At 66.7% G+C, this 21,344-nt stretch carries 25 protein-coding genes; 8 read left to right on the top strand and 17 right to left on the bottom strand.

Annotated elements, in window-relative coordinates; genetic code table 11:
• Positions 1-66 precede the first annotated feature (66 nt).
• From ACNSTU_RS05945 to ACNSTU_RS05925, 5 genes are all read right to left on the bottom strand, one after another.
• A complete protein-coding gene (locus tag ACNSTU_RS05945; RefSeq protein ID WP_290630267.1) occupies positions 67-696 on the bottom strand; it encodes a YbhB/YbcL family Raf kinase inhibitor-like protein in 630 nt (209 codons plus the stop codon).
• Between the two features lie 114 nt (positions 697-810).
• A complete protein-coding gene (gene cyoE / locus ACNSTU_RS05940; protein WP_290630317.1) occupies positions 811-1,710 on the bottom strand; it encodes a heme o synthase in 900 nt (299 codons plus the stop codon).
• A 35-nt stretch (positions 1,711-1,745) separates the two neighbouring features.
• Entirely contained in the window at positions 1,746-2,789 is a 1,044-nt protein-coding gene (locus ACNSTU_RS05935) for a COX15/CtaA family protein (RefSeq protein ID WP_290630265.1), read from the bottom strand.
• Between the two features lie 3 nt (positions 2,790-2,792).
• Positions 2,793-3,404: a hypothetical protein gene (locus ACNSTU_RS05930; protein WP_290630263.1), complete on the bottom strand. Its 612-nt coding sequence runs from the start codon at positions 3,402-3,404 to the stop codon at positions 2,793-2,795.
• Positions 3,391-4,137: an SURF1 family protein gene (locus ACNSTU_RS05925; protein ID WP_290630261.1), complete on the bottom strand. Its 747-nt coding sequence runs from the start codon at positions 4,135-4,137 to the stop codon at positions 3,391-3,393. Before ACNSTU_RS05925 ends, ACNSTU_RS05930 begins: the two co-directional genes overlap by 14 nt.
• A gap of 125 nt (positions 4,138-4,262) precedes the next feature.
• On the opposite strand from ACNSTU_RS05925, the gene ACNSTU_RS05920 reads away from it, so the two are divergent.
• Positions 4,263-4,481 carry a twin transmembrane helix small protein gene (locus ACNSTU_RS05920; RefSeq protein WP_290630259.1) on the top strand — a complete coding sequence of 73 codons (219 nt, stop codon included), beginning with the start codon at positions 4,263-4,265 and terminating at the stop codon, positions 4,479-4,481.
• An 80-nt stretch (positions 4,482-4,561) separates the two neighbouring features.
• On the opposite strand, the gene ACNSTU_RS05915 is transcribed toward ACNSTU_RS05920, so the two are convergent.
• From ACNSTU_RS05915 to bioB, 11 genes are all read right to left on the bottom strand, one after another.
• Positions 4,562-5,422, bottom strand: a complete 861-nt coding sequence (locus ACNSTU_RS05915; protein WP_290630258.1) for a cytochrome c oxidase subunit 3 — start codon at positions 5,420-5,422, stop codon at positions 4,562-4,564.
• A gap of 30 nt (positions 5,423-5,452) precedes the next feature.
• Entirely contained in the window at positions 5,453-6,043 is a 591-nt protein-coding gene (locus tag ACNSTU_RS05910; RefSeq protein ID WP_290630256.1) for a cytochrome c oxidase assembly protein, read from the bottom strand.
• Positions 6,040-6,162: a hypothetical protein gene (locus ACNSTU_RS05905; protein WP_290630254.1), complete on the bottom strand. Its 123-nt coding sequence runs from the start codon at positions 6,160-6,162 to the stop codon at positions 6,040-6,042. Before ACNSTU_RS05905 ends, ACNSTU_RS05910 begins: the two co-directional genes overlap by 4 nt.
• 10 nt (positions 6,163-6,172) lie before the next feature.
• Entirely contained in the window at positions 6,173-7,762 is a 1,590-nt protein-coding gene (gene ctaD / locus ACNSTU_RS05900) for a cytochrome c oxidase subunit I (RefSeq protein ID WP_290630252.1), read from the bottom strand.
• A gap of 37 nt (positions 7,763-7,799) precedes the next feature.
• Entirely contained in the window at positions 7,800-9,011 is a 1,212-nt protein-coding gene (coxB, locus tag ACNSTU_RS05895) for a cytochrome c oxidase subunit II (RefSeq protein WP_290630250.1), read from the bottom strand.
• Positions 9,012-9,054: 43 nt separating this feature from the next.
• Complete coding sequence (locus tag ACNSTU_RS05890) at positions 9,055-9,585, bottom strand: DUF2244 domain-containing protein (RefSeq protein WP_290630248.1); 531 nt, start codon at positions 9,583-9,585, stop codon at positions 9,055-9,057.
• A 177-nt stretch (positions 9,586-9,762) separates the two neighbouring features.
• A complete protein-coding gene (gene bioD, locus ACNSTU_RS05885; protein WP_290630246.1) occupies positions 9,763-10,452 on the bottom strand; it encodes a dethiobiotin synthase in 690 nt (229 codons plus the stop codon).
• Positions 10,453-11,346 carry a malonyl-ACP O-methyltransferase BioC gene (gene bioC / locus ACNSTU_RS05880; RefSeq protein ID WP_290630244.1) on the bottom strand — a complete coding sequence of 298 codons (894 nt, stop codon included), beginning with the start codon at positions 11,344-11,346 and terminating at the stop codon, positions 10,453-10,455.
• 19 nt (positions 11,347-11,365) lie between these two features.
• Complete coding sequence (locus ACNSTU_RS05875; protein ID WP_290630242.1) at positions 11,366-12,136, bottom strand: alpha/beta fold hydrolase; 771 nt, start codon at positions 12,134-12,136, stop codon at positions 11,366-11,368.
• Entirely contained in the window at positions 12,133-13,299 is a 1,167-nt protein-coding gene (gene bioF, locus ACNSTU_RS05870) for an 8-amino-7-oxononanoate synthase (protein ID WP_290630240.1), read from the bottom strand. Before bioF ends, ACNSTU_RS05875 begins: the two co-directional genes overlap by 4 nt.
• Positions 13,300-13,312: 13 nt before the next feature.
• Complete coding sequence (gene bioB, locus ACNSTU_RS05865; RefSeq protein WP_290630316.1) at positions 13,313-14,320, bottom strand: biotin synthase BioB; 1,008 nt, start codon at positions 14,318-14,320, stop codon at positions 13,313-13,315.
• A gap of 73 nt (positions 14,321-14,393) precedes the next feature.
• Here bioB and ACNSTU_RS05860 point away from each other — a divergent pair, with 73 nt between their 5' ends.
• The 7 genes from ACNSTU_RS05860 to ACNSTU_RS05830 all read left to right on the top strand — a co-directional run bounded on the left by ACNSTU_RS05860 (position 14,394) and on the right by ACNSTU_RS05830 (position 18,940).
• On the top strand, positions 14,394-15,107 hold the full coding sequence (locus ACNSTU_RS05860; RefSeq protein WP_290630238.1) for a ComF family protein: 714 nt from the start codon (positions 14,394-14,396) through the stop codon (positions 15,105-15,107).
• Positions 15,108-15,118: 11 nt separating this feature from the next.
• Positions 15,119-15,475 (top strand): DUF3634 family protein, encoded by a 357-nt coding sequence (locus tag ACNSTU_RS05855; protein ID WP_290630236.1) that lies wholly within the window; start codon positions 15,119-15,121, stop codon positions 15,473-15,475.
• Positions 15,476-15,516: 41 nt separating this feature from the next.
• A complete protein-coding gene (locus ACNSTU_RS05850) occupies positions 15,517-16,086 on the top strand; it encodes an RNA polymerase sigma factor (protein ID WP_290630234.1) in 570 nt (189 codons plus the stop codon).
• Between the two features lie 4 nt (positions 16,087-16,090).
• Positions 16,091-16,717, top strand: a complete 627-nt coding sequence (locus ACNSTU_RS05845; protein WP_290630232.1) for an anti-sigma factor family protein — start codon at positions 16,091-16,093, stop codon at positions 16,715-16,717.
• Between the two features lie 15 nt (positions 16,718-16,732).
• A complete protein-coding gene (locus ACNSTU_RS05840; protein ID WP_290630230.1) occupies positions 16,733-17,128 on the top strand; it encodes a hypothetical protein in 396 nt (131 codons plus the stop codon).
• Positions 17,129-17,233: 105 nt separating this feature from the next.
• The gene (locus ACNSTU_RS05835) at positions 17,234-18,526 is read left to right on the top strand and encodes a tetratricopeptide repeat protein (RefSeq protein WP_290630228.1); all 1,293 of its coding nucleotides are present in this window, start codon (positions 17,234-17,236) and stop codon (positions 18,524-18,526) included.
• A gap of 81 nt (positions 18,527-18,607) precedes the next feature.
• On the top strand, positions 18,608-18,940 hold the full coding sequence (locus ACNSTU_RS05830; RefSeq protein WP_290630226.1) for a hypothetical protein: 333 nt from the start codon (positions 18,608-18,610) through the stop codon (positions 18,938-18,940).
• 70 nt (positions 18,941-19,010) lie between these two features.
• Here the strand turns inward: ACNSTU_RS05830 and ACNSTU_RS05825 are convergent, their stop codons facing one another.
• Positions 19,011-21,317 (bottom strand): mechanosensitive ion channel domain-containing protein, encoded by a 2,307-nt coding sequence (locus ACNSTU_RS05825; RefSeq protein WP_290630224.1) that lies wholly within the window; start codon positions 21,315-21,317, stop codon positions 19,011-19,013.
• Between the last annotated feature and the right edge of the window lie 27 nt (positions 21,318-21,344).

Below are 21,344 nucleotides of genomic sequence, written 5' to 3'. Positions count from 1 at the left end.
AGAAGAGGGCGGACCCGCAAGCGGGTCCGCCCTCTTCAGTTCACGGACGCAGTAAACCGGCGCCGACTACCCTTTAACCTTCGGATTCAGGGTGTACGTGCCGGTGATGGCGGCACGGTCCAGCACGTGGCCACTGAGGGCCTGCCGGACATCCTGCCCCGTAAACTTGCCGTCCACCGGGCAGCGCTCCAGATCCGTCGCGTAGAGGGTGAAGACGTAATGATGGAGCAGCGCATCGTTCCATGGCGGACAGGGGCCATCGTAGCCGAAGTACTCCCCCGCCATGTCCGGATTGCCGGCAAGAAAATTGGTGAAGTCGTTCAGGCCGTGACGTAAGCCGTCAGGAGCTTCAGGACCACTCTTGCCCGTCGGCGTCACCTCGCGGGAGAACGCGCCTTCCTCCAGCTCCAGGGTCGTGGGCGGAATGTCCACCAGCACCCAGTGGAAGAAGTCGACCCGTGGCAGATCGGCCGGCACTTCCCGGTCTTCCTTGTTGACGTCGTCGGCTTCGCTCGGGACGTCCGGATCATGGCAGAGCAGGACCAGGGAGCGCGTGCCCTCCGGCACGCCGGACCAGGCCAGATGGGGGCTGTAATTGTTTCCGAAACGCATGTGCGTCTGGGGGTCGGGCACCCCGAACGCATTCCGCTCGGGAACGGGCTGTCCTTCCGTCAGACTGTGGCTTGTCAGCTTCATGAATGCTCCCCTTCCTTCTGTGCAGGTTCCGATGGACGATCATCCATGGTCACCATTGTAGACATGCCTGCCGGGGGAGTGTGAACCGCAATGACACCGCGGCCCGCCGGTGACTCAGGCGGGCAGCACGCGCGCAAGCAACGGCAGGTAGTGGTCAAGCAGGAGCAGGCCGAACAGCCCCATGAGATACGTGATCGAATAGGTGAACGCACGCATGGGCAGCGTGTCGTCATCGGACACCCACATGGCGACGGCGTAGTAGAGAAACCCCGCGTTGAGGGCCATTACGCCGACCAGGTACAGCAGGCCGCTCATTTCCATGGCGAACGGCAAGAGGCTGGCCGCCACCAGCAGCACCGTGTAGAGCAGGATCTGCACCTCTGTGAACCGCACACCGTGGGTCACGGGCAGCATCGGGATGTCGACCTTGGCATAGTCCTCGCGACGGTGGATGGCCAGCGCCCAGAAGTGTGGCGGGGTCCAGATGAAGATGATCAGAAACAGCAGCAGCGCATGCGGGTCGATGGTGCCGGTAACCGCCACCCAACCCAGCACCGGAGGTGCGGCACCGGCGGCGCCGCCGATGACGATGTTCTGGGGCGTGGCACGCTTGAGGAAAAGCGTGTAGACGAACGCGTACCCCATGAGCGACAGCGCCGTCAGCAGAGTCGTCATGGGGTTGACCAGCCAGTACAGCGTGCCGAGGCCGACGACGCCCAGCCCCGTGGCGAATGCAATGGCCCGCCCCGTGGGCATCGCCCCCTGGGGCAGGGGCCGGCCGCGGGTGCGCGCCATGGCGGCATCCGCCTTTTCGTCGACGACCTGGTTGATGGCGGCCGCTGATGCACTGCTCAGGCCGATCCCGATGCTGCCGAAGATCAGAGCATCCCAGGGGACTTCCGCAGGAGGCGCGGCGAGCACCATGCCAACGATGGCGGTAAACACCAGCAGCGCCACGACCTTTGGTTTGCAAAGGGCGTAGTAGTCTCCCCAATGTCGTGTGAGTTCCGCCATACCGTCGCGCGCGGCGCCACCCCGTCCCGTCGTCGTCAATGCCACTCCGCGCTCCCCTGACGGGGCGGTGCGGACGTGGGCAAGGGTTGAAGGGTATGGTAAAGGGTCAGCATGCTCAACAGCAGAAGTGCGGCGCCGCCGTTATGAGCCACGGCGACGGACAACGGCAGGCTGGCCAGCACGTTGGTAATGCCGAGCGCCCACTGCACCGCCAGCAGCACGACACTCGCGGCCGCGATGGCGCGAGGCGCGGCGGCGACAGTGGCCCGCCACACGGCAACCGCCAGGCCGATTACGGCGATTGCGGTGATCACGGCGCCGATCCGGTGGACGAAATGCACGGCGACCCGTGCCGGGTGGTCCAGCACCCCGAACTCGTAATCAACGCCAAGCCCCTTCCACAGAACGAAGGCGTCGCTGTAGTTGGCGTCCGGCCACCACTGCCCGCCACAGCGAGGAAAGTCCGTGCATGCAAGCGCCGCATAGTTGGTGCTGACCCAGCCTCCCAGCGCAATCTGGCCAACGACGACCGCCAGGACAGCAAGCACCCAGGGGCGAAGCCTTCGGGCGGAGTTGCCGGCCATCACCGGAATCAGCCGCCCGGTGCGCAGGGTCAGCCACCACAGTATCCCCAGCGTCGTCATTCCCCCCAGAAGGTGCATGGTGACCACCAGCGGCTTGAGCTGCCAGGTCACCGTCCACATGCCAAGGATCGATTGCGCAATGATCAATACCGCCAGGATCATCGGCACGGCCAACGGCTGCTGCGGGTCACGGCGGTTCCGGACGGCGATGACGGCGATGGCAAACACCAGCAGCCCGAGGATTCCGGCCGCATAACGGTGGATCATCTCCTTCCACGCCTTGCCCACATGGACGGGCCGCTCGGGGTACGCCAGGTTGGCGCTTTCGATGGCCTCTTCAGTCTGCGGCACCCCCAGCAGCATGCCATAGCAGCCCGGCCAGTCGGGGCAGCCCAGTCCGGCGTCCTCCAGCCGCACCCAAGCGCCCAGAAGCACCACCACGAGGGTCAGCGCGGTCGCAGAGAGGCAGAAACGGAAGAACTTGATATTTCCCATGAGTCAGTCCTGGTCGGATAGGCCGTCAAGGCGTTCGATATCGACGTTCGCGAGACGGAGCAGGTGCTTCATGTCATCAAGCATGCCGGACGGGACAAACGGCTCGCCGTACTCCATCATCCGGTATCCACGGCTGTCGATGAGGCTCAGGGCCACGTCGGGGGCGTTGTCCGGCCGCGCCCACTGCGTCTCACCGGCAACCACATGAAGGTCCTGGTGGCGTTGCAGAAACGCCTCCGACGGCGCGTGCTCGGCCGCGTCCAGCACCAGTACCCGCTGGGCCCGGTCGGCATTCTGAGCCAGCGCCCGGCGGATCTGCCGCGTCTCCTGCAACCGGTCGCGGCAGGCCGCTTCACAGGGGCCTTCGACCGCCATCAGAATGGTCCACTGGCCGCGGAAATCAGGCACCCCGTTACCGCCGGCAACGGCGGTCAGGGCCGGCGACTCCACCCGCACCGGCGGATCCAGCAGTTCACCGTGATTCGAGGTCGCCGGCGGCCGCCAACCGCTAAAGAACAGGGTCCAGGCAATCGCTGCAGGCAGCAGAAAGACCGCCAGCAGCAACAGCAATGCACGCCTGCCGCGCCACATCTGTGCCTTGTCATCCGTTGTCATGGGAACCCACCCGTCGTGTATTGACTATCAGGAAAATCACCGCCAGGGCGGCAGCGAGCCCAAACCATTGAACCGCGTAGCCGAGATTGCGTTCCGGACCGTACCCTTCCCGGAACGCCGGTCCCCAGTCCCGAACGAAACCATCCGGCGCGTCGGGATCCAGCCGCAGGACGTGCGGCATCAGTGCCTCGCCCAGACGTTCCTCCAATGCGTCGTAATCCAGGTACTGGATGCGTAACGGCCAACCTGTTTCACCATCCGCCATACCACCCAGACGCAGGCCGCTCGGCGGCCCCTGATCGAGAAATCCGGACACGGACCTGGACGAATCATCTACTGCAACGCCAGGGAGTTCCGCCCTGCTGTCACCCGCCGGCACCCAGCCGCGGTCCACCAGCACCACCCGGTCGACGCCTTCGATCCGGAAAGGCGTCAGCACGTGGTAACCCACCTCGCCCCGGTACATCTGGTTGTCCAGCAACAGCTGACGGTCGCCGTCAAAACGGCCGAATGCGGTGGTATTCCGGGGTGCCCCGTCATCCGTAGGCACCCCGTCGCTGTTCAGATCCACCGCAGGCCGCTCGTCGCGGGTTTCGTAGGCATCCACGATCGCCTGTCGCTGATCCGCACGGTCGAGCTGCCAGAACCCCAGCGAGAGCAGCAAAGGGAACACGACCGCTGTCGCCAGCGTCGGCACGATGCGTGGCCTGAACTGGTAACGCCCAAGGCGCATGGGTCTCTCCGATGGGGTGTCAGGCGTTGTGGAACGCGCGTATACTCGGCGAACCTGCCGCGCCAGACGCGCGGCCGATCGTCACAACCCGGGGTCCGCGCACCCCCCTGCCCTGGCGGGAATCCATGGAACTAGCCATCAAAATCGCCATCATTCTGGCCATGGTGGCCATCGTGATCAGCCTGTTCTCCGGCGCCATCTACCTCGTCCGGGACAAGAGCGACTCCCGGCGAGTGGTTCGTGCGCTCACCTGGCGCATCGGGCTCTCGGTCGGACTGTTCCTGATCGTGGTGGGGCTCATGGTGGCCGGCGTCATCGAACCCAACGATCCGTTCCGTCAATAGACGCCGGTAACCTGCATGGAGTTCCCGGAAACGTGCTGCCGTGGCCGGGCAGTCAATGGCACGGCCACGGCAGCCGCTGATCAGATCAGGTAGACGAAGACGAACAGGCCCAGCCAGACCACGTCCACGAAGTGCCAGTACCAGGCGGCGGCCTCGAAACCGAAGTGATCGTCCGCCGTGAAGTGGCCCTTGATCACACGCAGCAATATCACGAAAAGGGTCAGCGCCCCGATGATCACGTGCACGCCGTGAAAGCCGGTGAGCATGTAGAACAGGGAGCCGTAGATCCCGGTGTCCATGCGCAGGTTCAGCTCATCCCAGGCGTAGAAATACTCGTAGGCCTGGATGGAGCTGAACATCAGGCCAAGTGCCACGGTCAGCCCCAGGCCGATGATCACCTTCTGCCGGTGGTTCTCCTTGATGGCATGGTGCGCCCAGGTGAGCGTCACGCCCGAGGTGAGCAGAATGAGCGTGTTGATGGTCGGCAGCGCCCATGCGCCCATGGCCTGATACTGCAGATCCAGCATGCCGGGCCCTGCCGTGGGCCATGACAGTACCACCGAATCCCAGAGGTACTGGCTCGTCGCCGGATCGCCGCCGCTCAGCCACGGGATCGAGAACACGCGGGCATAGAACAGGGCGCCGAAGAACACCCCGAAGAACATGACCTCCGAGAAGATGAACCACGCCATGCCCTGGCGGAACGAGATGTCCACCTGGGCGTTGTACTTGCCCGCCACGCTCTCGTTGACCACGTCACGGAACCACATGACGGTCATGATGATAGTGATCACCGCACCCAGGACCATCATGGGAACGCCCCAGTCACCGCCGTTCAGATAGACGGAGAAGCCGGCCGCGAGCAGTGTCATGCCCGGAATACCGAACACGGGCCAACGGCTGTCGTGGGGAACGTAGTAGCTGCCTTCTGCTTGGCTCATGCTTGTTTTTCCTCGTCTCTCGCCGCCAACCTACTGCGAGCCGGCGTGCAACTGAGCATCTTCTGGATCGATATCGGGTTCGTCACCGGCACCCAGATCGAACAGGGTGTAGGACAGGGTCACTGTCTGGGTCCGATCATCCAGCCTCGGGTCGATGAAGAACGTCACCGACATGTCGCGATTCTCGCCGGCCTCGAACGGCTGCTCCGTGAAGCAGAAGCACTCCGTCTTGCGGAAATGCCGGCCGGCCCGCCCGGGGGCGACACTGGGAACGATCTGACTGACGGTGTCTTCACTCTGCTCGTTGGTGGTCTTGAAGGTCACCGTGTAAAGCTCGCCGGGCGTGACCTCCATCCGGCGGACTTCCGGTGAGAACTCCCAGGGCCGGTTGTCGTTCACGGTCGCCACGAACTCGACCGTGACCTTGCGGTCCGGGTCGACCTCGGCCCCGGCATCATAGTCCGCAGCCTGAAGATCCACCACGCCGTTGAGGCCGGTGATATCGCAGATCACGTCATACAGTGGCACCAGGGCAAACCCGAACCCGAACATGCCGACGGTCACCAGCACCAGTCTGGTAACGATACCGGTATGGCGCTTGCTCGTGGTCTCGTCGCTCATAACCCCACCTGCAACAGAATGAAGATCAGGTATACGCCGAAAGCGAGTCCGGCCAGCACGGCGGCGGTGATCAAAATCCCCCGCCGCCGCGATGTGGAATTGTGCTGGTTCTCGTCCAACGGTCCTCCGTTATCGCACCACCGGCGGCGTGTCGAACGTGTGGTACGGCGCCGGCGAAGGCAGTGTCCACTCAAGGCCCTGGGCACCGTCCCAGACCTGGTCCGTCGCCTTCTCGCCGCCCCGCACGCACTTGATGATGATGTACAGGAACAGCAGCTGCGAGAACCCGAACACGAACCCGCCGATCGAGGAGATCATGTTGAACTCAGCGAACTGCAGCGCGTAGTCCGGAATGCGGCGCGGCATGCCGGCCAGCCCCAGGAAGTGCTGCGGGAAGAACAGCACGTTCACCGAGATGGCGGAGACCCAGAAGTGGATCTTGCCGAGCTTCTCGTCGTACATGTGCCCCGTCCACTTGGGAAGCCAGTAGTAGACGGCGGCCATGATGGCGAAGACGGTGCCGCTCACCAGCACGTAGTGGAAGTGAGCCACCACGAAGTAGGTGTCGTGGTACTGGAGGTCCACCGGCGCCAGCGCCAGCATCACGCCGGACAGACCGCCCACCGTGAACAGCACGACGAAGGCGATGGAAAACAGCATTGGCGTCTCGAACGTCATGCTGCCGCGCCACATGGTGGCCATCCAGTTGAAGATCTTCACCCCGGTTGGCACGGCCACGAGCATGGTGGCGAACATGAAGAACAGCTGCCCGGCCAGCGGCAGGCCCACCGTGAACATGTGGTGCGCCCACACGATAAACGACAGGAAGGCGATGGCCGCGGTGGCGTACACCATGGAGCTGTAGCCGAACAGCGGCTTGCGCGAGAACGTCGGCAGGATCGCGGAGACGATGCCGAACGCCGGAAGAATCAGGATGTACACTTCGGGGTGACCGAAGAACCAGAAGATGTGCTGGAACATCACCGGGTCACCGCCACCGGCGGCATCGAAGAAGCTGGTACCGAAGTACTGGTCGGTGAGCAGCATGGTCACTGCCCCCGCGAGCACCGGCATCACGGCGATCATCAGGAAGGCCGTGATCAGCCACGTCCACACGAACAGCGGCATCTTCATGAGCGTCATGCCCGGCGCACGCATATTCAGGACGGTTGCAACAATGTTGATCGACCCCATGATCGACGAGATGCCGAGGATGTGCACTGCGAAGATCAGGAACGGGAAGGCGTCACCCAGCTGAAGCACCAGCGGCGGATACATGGTCCAGCCGCCCGCGGGACCGCCGCCGGGCATGAACAGTGTCGCCAGCAACAGTACGAAGCCGGCCGGCAGCAGCCAGAACGCCCAGTTGTTGATACGGGGCAGGGCCATGTCCGGCGCACCGATCTGTACCGGGATCAGCCAGTTGGCCAGCCCGGTCAGTGCCGGCATGACGGCGCCGAAGATCATCACCAGCGCGTGCATGGTGGTCATCTGGTTGAAGAAGTACGGGTCCACCACGTTGAGACCCGGCTGGAACAGCTCTGCCCGGATCACCATGGCCATGGCGCCGCCGATGAAGAACATCAGGAGGCCGAAGCTCATGTACAGGACGCCCAGGTCCTTGTGGTTGGTGGTGAACAACCAGCGCGTAATGCCATACGCCGGACCGTGATGGTGGTCGTCGTGCCCGTGATGCGCGGTATCGGTTGTGGACGACATGTGTGTCTACCTCTTTCAGTCTTGTTCCCGAACCCGGCTAGCGCGCGTCGCGAATCTCGGACGGCTGCACCAGATCACCGGCGTCATTGCCCCAGGCGTTGCGGATATAGGTCACCAGACCGGCGATCTCCCGGTCATCCAGACGGCCGCCGAACGCCTGCATGGCGGTGCCGGAGACCCCGTTGATGATGACGTCCTTGACCTGACTCACATCCCCGGTGACCTCGTCGTTGCCGGCAAGCGCGGGGAAGCTGCCCATGCCCTCGCCTTCGGCACGGTGACAGGCGAGACACTGGCTGTCGTAGACCTGCCCGCCCAGGCTCATGAGCTCGTCTTGGGACATGTCCTCCAGCTGCTCGTCAGCAACCTCGTCGGCGCCGGCATCCGCGTCCACATCCACGTCGGCCGGGTCATCGCCGGCGGCGGCCACGTCGCCGTTCTGCTCGGCCACCCAGTCGTCGTACTCGTCCTGCTCCAGGGCGATGACGACGATCGGCATGAAACCGTGGTCACGCCCGCACAGCTCGGCGCACTGCCCACGGTAGACGCCCGGCTCCTCGATACGGGCCCACGCCTCGTTGATGAACCCGGGGATGGTGTCCTTTTTCCAGCCCAGTTCCGGCACCCACCAGGAGTGGATGACGTCGTTGGCCGTCAGCAGGAAGCGGATCTTCTTGTCGATCGGCACCACCAGCGGGTTGTCCACGTCGAGCAGGTAGTGCTCGACCTCCTGCGGCGAGATCTCGGGATCGCGCTGACGGGCACGCTGACTGTCGCGGTCGAGCCGGCTGAAGAAGCTGATGTCTTCATCCATGTACTCGTATTCCCACATCCACTGGTAACCGGTGACCTTGACCGTCATGTCGTAGCCACTGGTGTCCTCCATCTTGATCATGGTCTGGGTCGCCGGCACGGCGATCCCCAGCAGGATGAGGAAGGGCACCACCGTCCACACCACTTCCACCGTGGTGTTGTGGTGGAAGTTAGCGGGCTTGGCCCCCTGCGAGTGGCGGAACTTCCAGATGGAGTAGAAAATGCCGATGAACACGAACGCGCCGATGGCGCAGACGATGTAGAACACCAGCATGTGCAGGTCGTAGGCCTGCTGACTCAGGGACGTCACGCCCTCGGGAAGGTTAAGCCCCCAGGGCTTACGCCATTCGGATTCGCCGGGCGCCGCCGCTGCAATCGGCAGCAGACCAAGCAGACCCACGGCGGTGAGGGCTCTCACCAGCATCTTCGAAGTCATTCCACGCGCTCTCCCAGATGGAATTGGCGGCTTTATCCGTTCGTTATTCGGTTGTCCCGGGACCCGTCGGCGGGGATGAATCTACCCCGCGGGCGGCCATGGGACCGATACAGTCCAGAAGTTCCCTGGCGAGGCTCTCGCGCTCTTCATCGGTAAGAAACGCACCGCACTCGACCTGATCGCCCCCCGACCGGATGACCAGACGGGCGGGGTACCAACGCAGCGGCGATCGCTGCAACTCCGCGGCAGACCAGGCGCGATCAAACTCCCAGGTCTGCTCGGGCTGACGTCGTCCCTTTTCGATCCGCACCCGGTCGGGACTGACGCGAATCACTTCGCGGTAATCCCCGCGGCGCGCGGACCAGTACAGCGCCGCCCCCAGGGCCAGCACCTCCAGCCCGGCCAGGGGCAGGATGGGCCAGAAACCCGCAAGCGCGAACGCGACGCCTACGAGCAGACAAACCGTGGAGAGCATCAGGAAGATCACCAAGGTTTGCCGCCAGTAGATGCCGGCATTGGGACGCAGATCAAAAAGCCGCGTCTGCTCGGCCGATTCGCTTCGCGTCACAGCCATGGTGGCCATACTCCCAGGGCCTCATGGAGGCGAACCGGGAGGCCGGACCAGTGTCCACCATCACTCCGGAACGCTACCGCATTCTAGAGGAGTTGCCCCCCGGAGAAAAGCGCGGCACGGCCCCGCATGCGGCCGGATTGTGGACTACGTCACTATCGGGAGAGCCAAGTCCCTGATTTACCGCCCGCCCCCCGGCAGCAGGCGGGTGCAATCCAGATGGCGGGCACGGTGAACCGGGATCTCGTCCGGCGCCCAGGGCAGAATGCCGAGACAGGGGGCAGGGAGGCGCGTGCGCAGGGTCTCGAGCTGCTGGTCGAGCCGCGGCTCATCCGGGTTCATGATGTTGGCGACCCACCCGGCCAGGGGCAGACCGTCGCGCCGGACGGCTTCCGCCGTCAGCAGCGCATGATTGATGCAGCCCAGGCGCACCGCCACCACCAGCACCACGGGATAGCCGAGCGCAGCCGCCAGATCGGCGAAACCGGCGTCCTCGGTCAGCGGCACACGCCACCCGCCCGCCCCCTCCACGAGCAGCAGGTCGGCGTCCGCGGCGAGTGCACGGGCCGCGGCGGCCAGGCCGGCGACATCCACGGTGATGCCCGCCTCGATCGCCGCCAGGTGGGGCGCGATGGCGGGCTCCAGGGCGACGGGGTTGACCACATCGTACCCGTGCCGCACCGATGCCGCCGCCATGAGCGCAAGCGCGTCCTCGTTGCGCAGCCCGTCGGCGGTCCGCTCACATCCCGAGGCGACCGGTTTCATGGCCGCGGCGGTCATCCCAAGCGCATTCAGACCCGCCAGCAGGCTGCAGCCGACGACCGTCTTGCCCACTTCGGTGTCCGTACCGGTGACAAACAGGCCCGCCACTCAGTACCCTCCCTTGAGGCTGCTGCGGAAGGCGTCCAGTGACACGGTCACGGCCCCCGTTTCCTGATCACGGCGCTGGGGCATGCGGTCGGTGGCCCAGGCGTGGCCGTAGACGATCTCCCAGGTGGCCGGAAGCCGGCCGTCGCCGTCCCGATACCGGTCGTACGCCTCGATCATCCGCTGCAACCGGGCCCGGCCGGTCAGCCCCGGGGCGCGGCCGCCCGTAACGGTCTGCGCGCCGATCGCCTTGAGATCGCGCATGAGATCACCGGCGCTGGCGTAGGTCAGGTTGAAGTACTCCATGTCCATGACAGGGTCGGCGAACCGCGCCGACACGAGGGCGTCGCCGATGTCGTGCATGTCCACGAAGCGGTTCACGTGCCGGTAACCGTCGGCATCACTCCAGCTCTCACGGAGCTCCCTGAGCGTATCGGGCCCGAAGGTGGAGAACATCAGCAGGCCGTCGGGGCGCAGCACGCGCTGGCACTCCTCGAACAGCCGATCCAGGTCACCACACCACTGGAACGTGGCATTGGAGAAGATCAGGTCCACGCTGCGGTCGGCAAAGGGCAGCGCTTCGGCATCGCCACAGACCACGGGCACCGGCCGCAGCCAGCTGCCCTGGCGGCGGCTTTGCGCGAGCATGGCCGTGGAGAGATCGAAGGCCACCACACCGGCCTTGCGGAACCGCTTGCGCAGCGCCGCGGTGGCGTGGCCGGTGCCCGCACCAACATCCAGGACCCGCTCGGGCTGCAGGCGGATGAAGTCAAGCCGGTCGAGCATGCGCCGGCCCACTTCGTGCTGCAGCACCGCGGCCGCGTCGTACGTCTTCGCGGCAGCATCGAAGGCGCGACGAATGGCCGCCTTGTCCTGCTTGCCCGACTCTGTGCTCATTGGGTGTGACTCCACTGCGCTAACGACCTCCATGGTACTCCCACTCAAGACCGACGTGCTGCCCCAGAAATGCCCCGATTGCCGCTGCGCAGGCATCCGCATGGCTCAAAAGGGGGGCGTGCCCCGCCCCGTCGATGCACGCCACGGCGGCCGCCGGCATGCGGGACACCGCCCAGTTGCCACCGGCGACACCCATGAGCGGGTCGGCCCCACCCATGACCCAGAGCGCGGGGCAGGCGACACACCCCAGCCTCTCACGCAGGTCAAGAGCCGCCAGCACATCCAGCCCACCGGTCAGCGCTGCGGGGTCCACCGGGGCTGCCTGCTGCTGGGCCGCCCGGATCTCCCGCGAGGCCGCCCTGGCCCCGTCGCCCGCGCTTGCAAGCAGGCCAAGGAACCGGCGCCGGGCGCTCTCGGGATCCGCTTCACACGCCTCCCGCAACGCGTCCAGCGCCTCCGGCTCGACCCCGTGAGGCCAATCGGCGGAGGCGGTAAAGCGTGGCGTCGTGGCAATCAGCACCAGCGCCCGCGGAGGCCGTCGCGCGGCCGCTTCCAGCAGGAGTTCGCCCCCCAGCGACCAACCGACCCAGACCCCGTCGGACGGCAGTTGCTCCAGCAACGCCGCCACCACCGGAGCCACGTCGAATGCACCCGACAACGGAACGCCGTCATGCCCGGGCAACGGCACCGCGACGGCGCCGGAACCTCCCAGCATCCGCCCGAGCGGCGCCAGCAGGGACGCCGGCATGCCCCAGCCCGACACCAGTGCGAGGGGCGGCGCCGTAGTCACCCGCCCTCCAGCGCCGGACGAACCGCGCTCAAACCGTCGAGCAGGCGGTCCACCTGCGCTTCGGTGTGCGCCGCCGACAGGGTGATCCGCAGGCGCGCCGATCCTCTCGGCACCGTGGGCGGGCGGATCGCCGTCACCAGCAAGCCCCGGCGCTCGAGCGCGTCACTGGCGGCCACCGCCGCGGCGGCATCGCCGACGACGACCGGCTGAATCGCCGTGCGGGAGGGCATCAACTGCAGTCCGAGCGCATGGGCACCGTCGCGGAAGCGGCGAATCAGCGCATGCAGATGCTGTCGCCGTCCGCCGGTCTCGCGGACGAGCGGGAGCGCCGCACGGGTCGCCGCGGCGACCGCGGGCGGCGGCGCGGTGGTGTAGATGTAGGTGCGCGCCTTCTGCAGCAACAGCTCGATCCACTCGTCCGGCCCCGCCACGAAGGCACCGGCGGTGCCGAACGCCTTGCCCAGGGTACCCACCACCAGCGGGACATCGTGCTGACCGAGTCCCACCTCTGCCAGTGATCCCCGGCCCTGCTCACCCAGCACCCCCAGGCCGTGGGCATCATCCACCATGAGCACGCCTTCGTTACCGCGGACGGTTTCCAGCAGGTCGGCTAGGGGGGCGACGTCGCCATCCATGCTGAAGACGCCATCGGTCACCACCAGGCGGCGGCGTTCCGCCCGTTGCATGTATTCGGCCAGGTGTGCGGCATCCGCATGCCGGTAACGCTGCATACGGGCACCGGACAACAGGCCCGCATCCAGCAGCGAGGCGTGGTTGAGTCGGTCCTGAACCACTAGGTCACCCCGCCCGAGAAAGGCGGCGATCACCCCCAGATTGGCCATGTAGCCGGTGGAAAACAGCAGCGCCCGGTCGCAGCCCAGCCAGTCGGCCAGCTCCGCTTCCAGCGCTTCGTGCTCGGGACGGTGCCCCGTGACCAGATGCGCCGCACCGCTGCCAACGCCACCCCGATCCACGCCGGCGCGGAACGCCGCGGCCACCTCCGGGGCGTGAGACAGCCCCAGGTAATCGTTGCTGCAGAACGCCAGCAGCGCGTTGCCGTCCGGCGTGCGCAGGGTCACCGCGTCCAGCGGCTCCAGGGCGCGGCTGCGTCGCTCCAGTCCGGCTGCCCGCAGCTCGTTCAGCTCACCGTGGAGATCCCACATGCCACCGGCGCGCTCAGGCGCTGGCGGCAACGTCGGGCTGCACCGCGTCAGTGGCGCACTTGGCCCCCTCGGCGTGGATACCCAGGCGCCGGAACAGGCGCTGGTCGTGCTCCACGTCCGGATTGCCGGTGGTCAGCAGTTTCTCGCCGTAGAAAATGCTGTTGGCGCCGGCGAGGAAGCACAGGGCCTGGGTCTCGTCGCTCATCTCCTCGCGGCCGGCCGAGAGGCGGACGTGGGAATGGGGCATGACGATGCGGGCGACGGCAATGGTGCGCACGAAGTCCAGCGGATCGAGCTCCTCGACGTCGGCAAGCGGCGTCCCGGGGACACGAATCAGCTGGTTGATGGGCACGCTCTCCGGGTGCGCCGGCAGGTTTGCCAGGGTGCGCAGCATGGAGGCGCGGTCGGTGTCCGACTCGCCCATGCCGAGAATGCCGCCGCAGCAGACGTTGATACCCGCATCACGGACCCGCTCCAGGGTATCCAGGCGATCCTGGTAGGTGCGCGTAGTGATGATGTCGCCATAGAACTCCGGCGAGGTATCCACGTTGTGGTTGTAATAATCCAGCCCCGCCTCCTTGAGGCGCTCGCTCTGGCCATCGTCCAGCATGCCCAGGGTGGCACAGGTCTCCATGCCCAGCGCCTTGACCTCACTGATCATCTCCGCGACACGCTCCAGATCCTTGCCCTTCGGGCTGCGCCAGGCCGCGCCCATGCAGAATCGGGTCGCCCCGGCATCCCGCGCCGTGCGTGCAGCTTCCACGACCGTGTCCTTGTCCATCAGCGGTTCCCGCTCCAGACCGGTGGTATAACGCGCGCTCTGCGGGCAGTATTTACAGTCTTCGGGACAAGCACCGGTCTTGATCGACAGCAGCGTGCTCACCTGCACGGCGTTGGGGTCATGGTGCTGGCGATGGACGGTCTGCGCCTTGAACAGCAGATCGTTGAACGGCAGATCGAACAGGGCCTGAATCTCTTCGAGGCTCCAGTCGTAGCGAACGCCCCCGGCGACTTCGGACATGGCTTGGCTCTCTCTTGTCATTGGCATACTGTCCGGATGGTAGCGGGCGACACAGGACTGTCAACCAACAACCATGGATTCGGTTTACACGATCACACAATGGATCACCTCGGCGCTCCTGCCCCCCACCTGCCTGTGCTGCGGCAGGCCCGGTATCGCGGGCATGGATCTGTGCGCGGGCTGCTACCGGGATCTGCCGCGTAACCGTCCCGCCTGCCAGCGCTGCGCGCTGCCGTTGGCAAGCGACCTACCGCGGTGCGGACACTGCCAGGGGCATGCCACCGAGTACGAGGCCGCCGTCGTCCCGTGGCGCTACGAGGCCCCTATCGACGGTCTGATCCAGGCGCTGAAGTTCAACGGACAGCTCCCGGCGGGACGGCTGCTGGGCACACTGCTCGGCCGTGAGCTGGCGCGACGCGGGACGCCGTCGGTGGACGCCCTCATCCCCATGCCCGCGCACCCGCACCGGCTGCGGGAGCGCGGCTTCAACCAGGCGGCTGAAATCGCCCGTGCGCTGGGAGTCTTCACTGGCCTCCCGGTGCGTTACCGCTGGCTTGTCCGTCGCCGGCACACCAGCCCGCAGACCGGCCTTGGTCGAGCACACCGGGAACGGAACCTGCTGGGCGCGTTCGCGGCCCGCCCCGCCGTCGCCGGCCGACGGGTCGCCCTGGTGGACGACGTAATCACGACCGGCAGCACGTTGGCGGAAGCGGCACGGGCGCTGAAGCAGGCCGGAGCACGAAGTATCGTGACGTGGTCGGTGGCGCGCGCGGCACTGCAGCTGTAGCGTGTGCGCCCATGAGCGCGAGCATCGATCCAGTGGCCGCAACCCTCGCCATCGCCGCGGTTTTCGCCGTGGGCGCCGGCGTTGCGCTGTGGCGCCTGCGCATCGTCTTCGTTGTGGAGATCACCGACAACGGCGCGTCCCTGCGCCGCGGGCGCGCTGCCGCCGGCTTTGTGGACGGCTGCAGCGATGTGGCCCGCCGCCACGGCATCACCCGCGGCCGGATCACCGGCGTGCGCAACGGCGCATCGGTGCGTCTGCAATTCTCAGGGGATGTACCGGCACGCAGCCACCAGGCGTTCCGCAATGTCTGGACGCCTCCGCCGCCCTCGGGCGGCCCCTCTGGCGGCGGCATGCGCGCCAGTGGTTGAATGATGGAACCAAACCGCCTCGACCTGCGTGTTAGAGAATCATGAGTAAGCTTGCGCACCTGTGGAAGCGCCTGTCCCCGGCGTCCGCGTTCGAGGCGGCCATGTCACCGCACATGGAGCGGCTATGGCGGCTGGCACTGCGATTCCAGGGCAATCCGTCCGACGCCGAGGACCTGCTGCAGGAGCTGATGGCGCGTGCCTGGCAGCACCGTCAGACGATTCAGGAACTGGACGCGCCCGGGCCGTGGCTGGCGCGCGTGCTCTACCGGCTTCATGTGGACCGCTGGCGGCGCCAGGGCGGGCTGGACGCCTCCGTCGCCCTGGACGACGCCATGCAGGTGGAGGCGAGCCTGGATACGCAGACGGTGCTGGACCGCATCGCGGTCAACGAGGTCCTGGAGGAAGTCAACCGGCTGCCCGAACACCAGCGGCTGGTCCTGCTGCTCCACGATGGCGAAGGGTACGGGCTCAAGGCCATTTCCGGGATGATCGATGTGCCCACCGGCACGCTGAAGTCGCGCCTCCATCGCGCCCGCGCCACGATCCGGCATGCACTGGCCGATGGAACCGAAACGCATACGACCGCGTGTCAGGTCAGTGGAGGAGGTTGAAACCATGGATTGCAGAACGCTGCAACACGACCTGGACGCCCTGCTGGCCGGTGACCACGGTGAGCCCGCAATGCAGCAGGCCCATCAGCACCTGGCGAACTGCCCCGCCTGCCGGGCCTACGCGGCGGACGTCCAGACCCTGCGCCGGGCCCTGGCTGACGATGCCGAAGGGCGGATGCCCACGGCGGTGCGTCAGCGGCTGCTGCCACGCCGCACACCACGCCCCGCCCTGGCGGCGGCCGCTGCGGTGATCATGGCGGCGGGCACGGCCCTGGTCTGGCAGCACCTGGGTGACCAATTGCCCGGCGCCACCACGGAACCGGCGGAGTGGACTACCGCCACGGTGCGCCTGGATCTGCAGTCCGGCAACGCACTCAGCGACGTGCAGTTCCAGCTGGAACTGCCCGAAGGCACACAACTGGAAGGCCACCCGGATCGACGCAGCCTCACCTGGCACGACGATCTGGCGGTCGGTTCCAACCAGCTCACCATTCCGCTCATCCTCACGGGGGAGCCGCAGGGCGAGCTGGTTGCCCGACTGGAACACGACGGCAAGAGCCGCGAACTGCGGCTCACACCCGCGGAGATTACACGCCGGGGGGTCGGCAATGGCGCCGGCAACAGGAACTGAGGGCAGGAGGACATCATGCTGAAGAAGCGACTGCTGATGGCGCTGGCAATGACACCGTTTGGCCTGGGCGCCGCGATGGCCGAGGACGATCTTGACGTCACCATGGGCGTGATCGAGGACGGCGCCACCGAAGAGCGCGTCAGCCGCGAACTGCGGCTGCCCGAGAGCGCATCCGAACAGGGGCGGGAGCAGTCCCGTCCCGGTCGCGAGGCCGCGAGCGACGCGCGTGACGGGGGGCGCGACTTCGGCCAGGAGCGTTCCGCGGAGGCCCGGGAGCGGGGACGTGAATCCAGCCAGGAGCGCGCCGAGGAAGGCCGGGAACGAGGTCGGGAGTCAAGCGAGGAACGGGCCGGAGAGGCCCGGGAGCGCGCCACCGAGGCTGGGAACGGCCAGCGAGGCCCGCAGGACTGAATCACCACGGTCCGCGCCACTGACAAAGCAAGTACACTCGAGAGGTGGTGCAGCGCATGCTGCATCACCTCTTGTTGCGTTTCCGGTCGGAGAGATTGATCCCCCATGCCCCGCCTGGCCGCCCTGTTTGCCATCCTGTTCTCCGCAACCACCCTTGCCGCCACACCTGACGAGGCCTACCGCGATGGAATGGCCGCGTTCAACGCGGGTGACTTCCAGTCAGCCCTTGCCGCCTTCGAACGCGCCCGCGATGGCGGCAAGGACACACCACAACTGCACTTCAACCTCGGCGTCACCCACTACCACCTGGATCAGCTCGAGCAGGCGGATAAGGCCTTTGCGCGCGCGGCCCGAGCACCGGAACTGGCTGGCATCGCGCACTACAACCGCGGCCGCGTCGCCACGCGCGACGACCGCCCGGCCGACGCCGAGACCCACTACCGCGCCGCGCTGGAACATGCCACCACGGAGCGCATCCGCGAGCTGGCCCGCGCCGCCCTTGACGCCACCCGCGAGGCCGTCCCGGACCCGCCGGCCCGACCCGGCCCCACCGCCCTGGCGGAGGTCGGGGTCGGTTACGACAGCAACACCGCCCTGCAGGGCGACGATCGACCCGACACCGGCAGCCGTGGCGACGCATTCGTCGACCTCCTCTTCTACGGTGACGTGCAGCCCCTGGGCACGGCGGATCGCGGCCTGCGCGTGCACGGTCTGCTCAATGGAGTCCGCCACCCGGACAACCGCGGAGACAACTTCGATCGCATCGAGACCGGTGTTACCGGCTTTCGTACACAGTCCGGGTGGCAGCAGGAGGTCGGCACCAGCCTGTCTCGCGCCCGCCTGGAAGGGGACCCCCTGGAAACCGCCGTGGAGGCCCACGGCCAGGTAGGCCGCCCACTTGGTGACACGCTCCACGGCAGCCTGCGTTACCGGTTGGCCTGGATCGAGTCCGGCGAGGCCTTCGACGGCCTGGATGGCGTTCGCCACGACCTCCGCGCGCGTCTGCGCGGCCGCCTGGCCAACGCCCGCTGGCGACTGGATTACACCCTTGAGTGGAACGACCGCGACGACATCCCCGATGGCGACGGCATCATCAGCTACTCCCCGGTGCGCCACGGCATTCGCGCCCGCTGGAGTCAGCCGCTGACGGAATCGCTGGAGGGCGGCATCCACGGCAGCCTGCGCTACAGTCGCTACCCCGACCGGGAAGACACCGGCGACGGCCTGGAGCGGCGCTCGGACCTGCGTGCCGCCCTCGGCGCGGAGCTGCGTCACGACCTGGGCGGCGGATTCTCCGCGCTGGCGCGCCTGGACTGGACCGACAACCACTCGGCCATCGACCGCTATCGCTACGACCGCCTGCGCGGCGGCATCGCCCTGGAGTACTTCCACTACTAGTTCGGCCGCCACATGGAACCTCCAGCGGCCCGCCTGCGTGTCTGTTGAATGAATGCTCGCAACGACCGGAGGAGGTCGACAATGACGAACCATCGCGCAGTACTGCTGAGCCTGATGCTCACCCCGTTTCTGATGCTGCCGCTGCACGCGGACGAAGAACAGGAGCGGGAGGAGCTGGCTCTGCCCGAAAGCGCCGACGAGCAGGCACAGGAAAGTGCCGAGCGGGGCCTCGAGACGGCCAACGAAGCCCGTGAACGGGGTCGCGAGTTCGGCCAGGACCGTGCCGCCGAGGCGCAGGAGCGCGCCGAGACCGCACGGGAACAGGGCCAGGACGCCCGCGAACGGGGCGGTGCAGCCCGTGAGCGTGCCGACGAAGCCCCCGGCCGTCAGGGTGGTGACCGCCCCGGCCGCTGATCCCCGACGGCGGACCGGTCAACGTCAAGGGGGCGCAGCCATGCTGCGCCCCCTTTTTCATGCCCGGCGGCTATTCATTCTCGCCGTCGTCCGTGGGCTTCGCACCGGGCTGTTTGCCTCCGGACGGCCCCTCGGTGCGATCGGAGCCGGCGTCCTGCACCGGTTTCTCCCGCCGGCTGCCGTCGAGCATCCGCACCTGCGCCGGGGGCGCCGAGCCATCCTTCTCCTGGCCGAAATAGAGCGTCATGTGCGGATACGGGATCTCGATATCCGCGGCATCCAGATGGCGCTTCACGAGCCGGTTGTAGGCACGCCCGACCGCCCACTGCATCCCCGGTACCGTCATGATGCGAACGCGCACGCCCACGGAACTGTCGTTGAACTCGGTCACCCCGAACACTTCCAGATCCCCCAGGACGACCTTGCTCTGCTCCTCGTCCTGCATGAGCTCATCGAAGGCATCCTGCAGACGGGCGATCACCTCGTCAGTGTCCTCGCGGTACGCCACCTCGTAGTCACCCAGGTGGTAGCCGTAGTCGCGCATGAAGTTGGACACGGCATCGACGCTCGAGAACGGCACCATGTGGTACGTCCCCGCCAGGTCACGCAGGCCCATGGACCGGATGGTGAGCTTCTCCACGGTCCCGGACATGCCGCCGGCGGTGACGAAGTCACCGGTGTTGATGGCGTTCTCCAGCTGAATGAACACGCCAGTGATCACATCCTGCACCAGCTTCTGGGCACCGAACCCGACCGCCAGGCCGAGCACGCCGGCGCCGGCGATCAGCGGGCCGATATTGATGCCGATCTCCGAGAGCACGATCATCGCCGTCATGGTGATCAGGATGATGGCAAAGGCGTTGCGGAAGATCGCCAGCAACGTCTTCTCCCGCGCCCCCGGCTCGCTGCCGCGGGCATCGGGGTTGAGGCGCTGTTCAATCCAGCTCGCCACGCCGATCCACACCGCCACGGCAAACGCCAGGATCAGTGCCACGGTCACGGCGGTGGCAATCGTACCCGCCCCTGTTTCAGAGGCCAGCCAGGCACCCAGGTCGAAGATGGCCCAGGCATCCAGCACCAGGGCGAACACCGTCACCAGAATCACCCCGCGAACGATCTTCAGCGTAGTGGGAACGAACGCATTGAGCCGCTCCTCCAGAGACGGGAACCGCACACGGGTCTCGGCTGGCACGTGAATGCGACGGCCGATCACCTGCGTCAGCAACACCGAGAGGAACAGCCCGCCACCGGCCGCGACCAACGTCTGTACCGTCGCCTGGACCATGAACGGCAGCGCATCCTCGGGACGCACCAGCGTCGCCAGCGCCAGGGCGGCGAAGTAGGCGATGGCAAACAGGTGCCAGGAACGGCCGACCATCTGCAGCAGGGTGCGCGTGAAGGCCATGTCGGCCGTGGAAGCACGTGCCTCCAGATTCTCCCGCACCCGCTGGCGGTTCTGCATGATGATGGACAGGGCGTACAGGAACGCGGCGGCCATGATCACCACCGCCACCACGCGACCCAGCTCGACGGCCACATCGGCGTTGATGATCGGCACCACCACCATGAGACCGTAGCCGATGAAGCCGGCCAGACGGGCGAGCCACAGGTTCCAGTAGGCCGCTTCCTCGGCCTGCATGGGCAGCAGCCGCAACCCGTCATCCCGGGAGGCGAAGATGATGCGGATCAGCGCCTTGAACACCTCGATCAGCAGGAACGCGTTCAGGAACAGCGCCTGGCGGGTGTCCATCGCACCCGCCTCACCCAGCACGAACAGCGCCAGCGCATAACCCACCAGATAGGCCAGCACGATGACGATCAGGTCGACGATGGCAGCACCGAAAACCGCCGCCGCCCGGCGCAGCAGCCCCATGCCGCCGGTCTGCGCACCGGACTGCGCCCAGGCGCTGGCGCGGGCGAACACCGGCCTGGCCAACCGGCGCAGCACCAGGAACGCCACGATGGTGGCGACGATGACCAGCCCCAGTTCCAGCGCCACTGGCCCGAGCGCAGCCAGGCCAGCCCCCGTCTCGTCGAAACGGATACCGCCAAGCACGGCCCCCGCCTCGCGGAACTCGGAGACGAACCCTTCCGCAATGCCCTGGGTGAAGTCGGCGATCTGCCGCGGCAGGGAGCCCGCACCCGCCTCCTCGGCCGGCTCCGGCGCCTCGTCAGCGTCCGGCGCGGCCCCGCGAAGCTCCCGGATCAGCCGTTCGCGAGCCTCGTCATCCTCCAGGATGTCGGCCAGCCGCTGCGCCTCGCTCTGCCCGGCCGCCTCCTCGGACGCATCGGCGAGTGCCGGTGCGGCGATCAATGCCAGCGCCAGCAGGCCCAGGATCAGGCCGTGCGCTCCACCACGGAACAGGTTCGACAGCATTCACGTTCCCCCAACAGAGTGTATGGA

Origin of the sequence: Aquisalimonas sp. APHAB1-3 (assembly GCF_048323695.1) — a bacterium.
Lineage (GTDB): Bacteria > Pseudomonadota > Gammaproteobacteria > Nitrococcales > Aquisalimonadaceae > Aquisalimonas.
This window is presented reverse-complemented; position numbering and strand designations above follow the sequence as displayed.

What these genes read in the sequence shown, in the direction of transcription:
- bioC (WP_290630244.1), bottom strand. Translation starts at nt 11,346, where the DNA reads ATGAGCACAGAGTCGGGCAAGCAGGACAAGGCGGCCATTCGTCGCGCC.
- ACNSTU_RS05860 (WP_290630238.1), top strand. Translation starts at nt 14,394, where the DNA reads ATGGATTCGGTTTACACGATCACACAATGGATCACCTCGGCGCTCCTG.
- ACNSTU_RS05855 (WP_290630236.1), top strand. Translation starts at nt 15,119, where the DNA reads ATGAGCGCGAGCATCGATCCAGTGGCCGCAACCCTCGCCATCGCCGCG.
- ACNSTU_RS05840 (WP_290630230.1), top strand. Translation starts at nt 16,733, where the DNA reads ATGCTGAAGAAGCGACTGCTGATGGCGCTGGCAATGACACCGTTTGGC.
- bioB (WP_290630316.1), bottom strand. Translation starts at nt 14,320, where the DNA reads ATGTCCGAAGTCGCCGGGGGCGTTCGCTACGACTGGAGCCTCGAAGAG.
- ACNSTU_RS05920 (WP_290630259.1), top strand. Translation starts at nt 4,263, where the DNA reads ATGGAACTAGCCATCAAAATCGCCATCATTCTGGCCATGGTGGCCATC.
- ACNSTU_RS05825 (WP_290630224.1), bottom strand. Translation starts at nt 21,317, where the DNA reads ATGCTGTCGAACCTGTTCCGTGGTGGAGCGCACGGCCTGATCCTGGGC.
- ACNSTU_RS05845 (WP_290630232.1), top strand. Translation starts at nt 16,091, where the DNA reads ATGGATTGCAGAACGCTGCAACACGACCTGGACGCCCTGCTGGCCGGT.
- ACNSTU_RS05910 (WP_290630256.1), bottom strand. Translation starts at nt 6,043, where the DNA reads ATGAGCGACGAGACCACGAGCAAGCGCCATACCGGTATCGTTACCAGA.
- ACNSTU_RS05890 (WP_290630248.1), bottom strand. Translation starts at nt 9,585, where the DNA reads ATGGCTGTGACGCGAAGCGAATCGGCCGAGCAGACGCGGCTTTTTGAT.
- coxB (WP_290630250.1), bottom strand. Translation starts at nt 9,011, where the DNA reads ATGACTTCGAAGATGCTGGTGAGAGCCCTCACCGCCGTGGGTCTGCTT.
- ACNSTU_RS05945 (WP_290630267.1), bottom strand. Translation starts at nt 696, where the DNA reads ATGAAGCTGACAAGCCACAGTCTGACGGAAGGACAGCCCGTTCCCGAG.
- ACNSTU_RS05925 (WP_290630261.1), bottom strand. Translation starts at nt 4,137, where the DNA reads ATGCGCCTTGGGCGTTACCAGTTCAGGCCACGCATCGTGCCGACGCTG.
- ACNSTU_RS05830 (WP_290630226.1), top strand. Translation starts at nt 18,608, where the DNA reads ATGACGAACCATCGCGCAGTACTGCTGAGCCTGATGCTCACCCCGTTT.
- cyoE (WP_290630317.1), bottom strand. Translation starts at nt 1,710, where the DNA reads ATGGCGGAACTCACACGACATTGGGGAGACTACTACGCCCTTTGCAAA.
- ctaD (WP_290630252.1), bottom strand. Translation starts at nt 7,762, where the DNA reads ATGTCGTCCACAACCGATACCGCGCATCACGGGCACGACGACCACCAT.
- ACNSTU_RS05930 (WP_290630263.1), bottom strand. Translation starts at nt 3,404, where the DNA reads ATGACAACGGATGACAAGGCACAGATGTGGCGCGGCAGGCGTGCATTG.
- ACNSTU_RS05850 (WP_290630234.1), top strand. Translation starts at nt 15,517, where the DNA reads ATGAGTAAGCTTGCGCACCTGTGGAAGCGCCTGTCCCCGGCGTCCGCG.
- ACNSTU_RS05915 (WP_290630258.1), bottom strand. Translation starts at nt 5,422, where the DNA reads ATGAGCCAAGCAGAAGGCAGCTACTACGTTCCCCACGACAGCCGTTGG.
- ACNSTU_RS05835 (WP_290630228.1), top strand. Translation starts at nt 17,234, where the DNA reads ATGCCCCGCCTGGCCGCCCTGTTTGCCATCCTGTTCTCCGCAACCACC.
- ACNSTU_RS05935 (WP_290630265.1), bottom strand. Translation starts at nt 2,789, where the DNA reads ATGGGAAATATCAAGTTCTTCCGTTTCTGCCTCTCTGCGACCGCGCTG.
- bioF (WP_290630240.1), bottom strand. Translation starts at nt 13,299, where the DNA reads ATGTGGGATCTCCACGGTGAGCTGAACGAGCTGCGGGCAGCCGGACTG.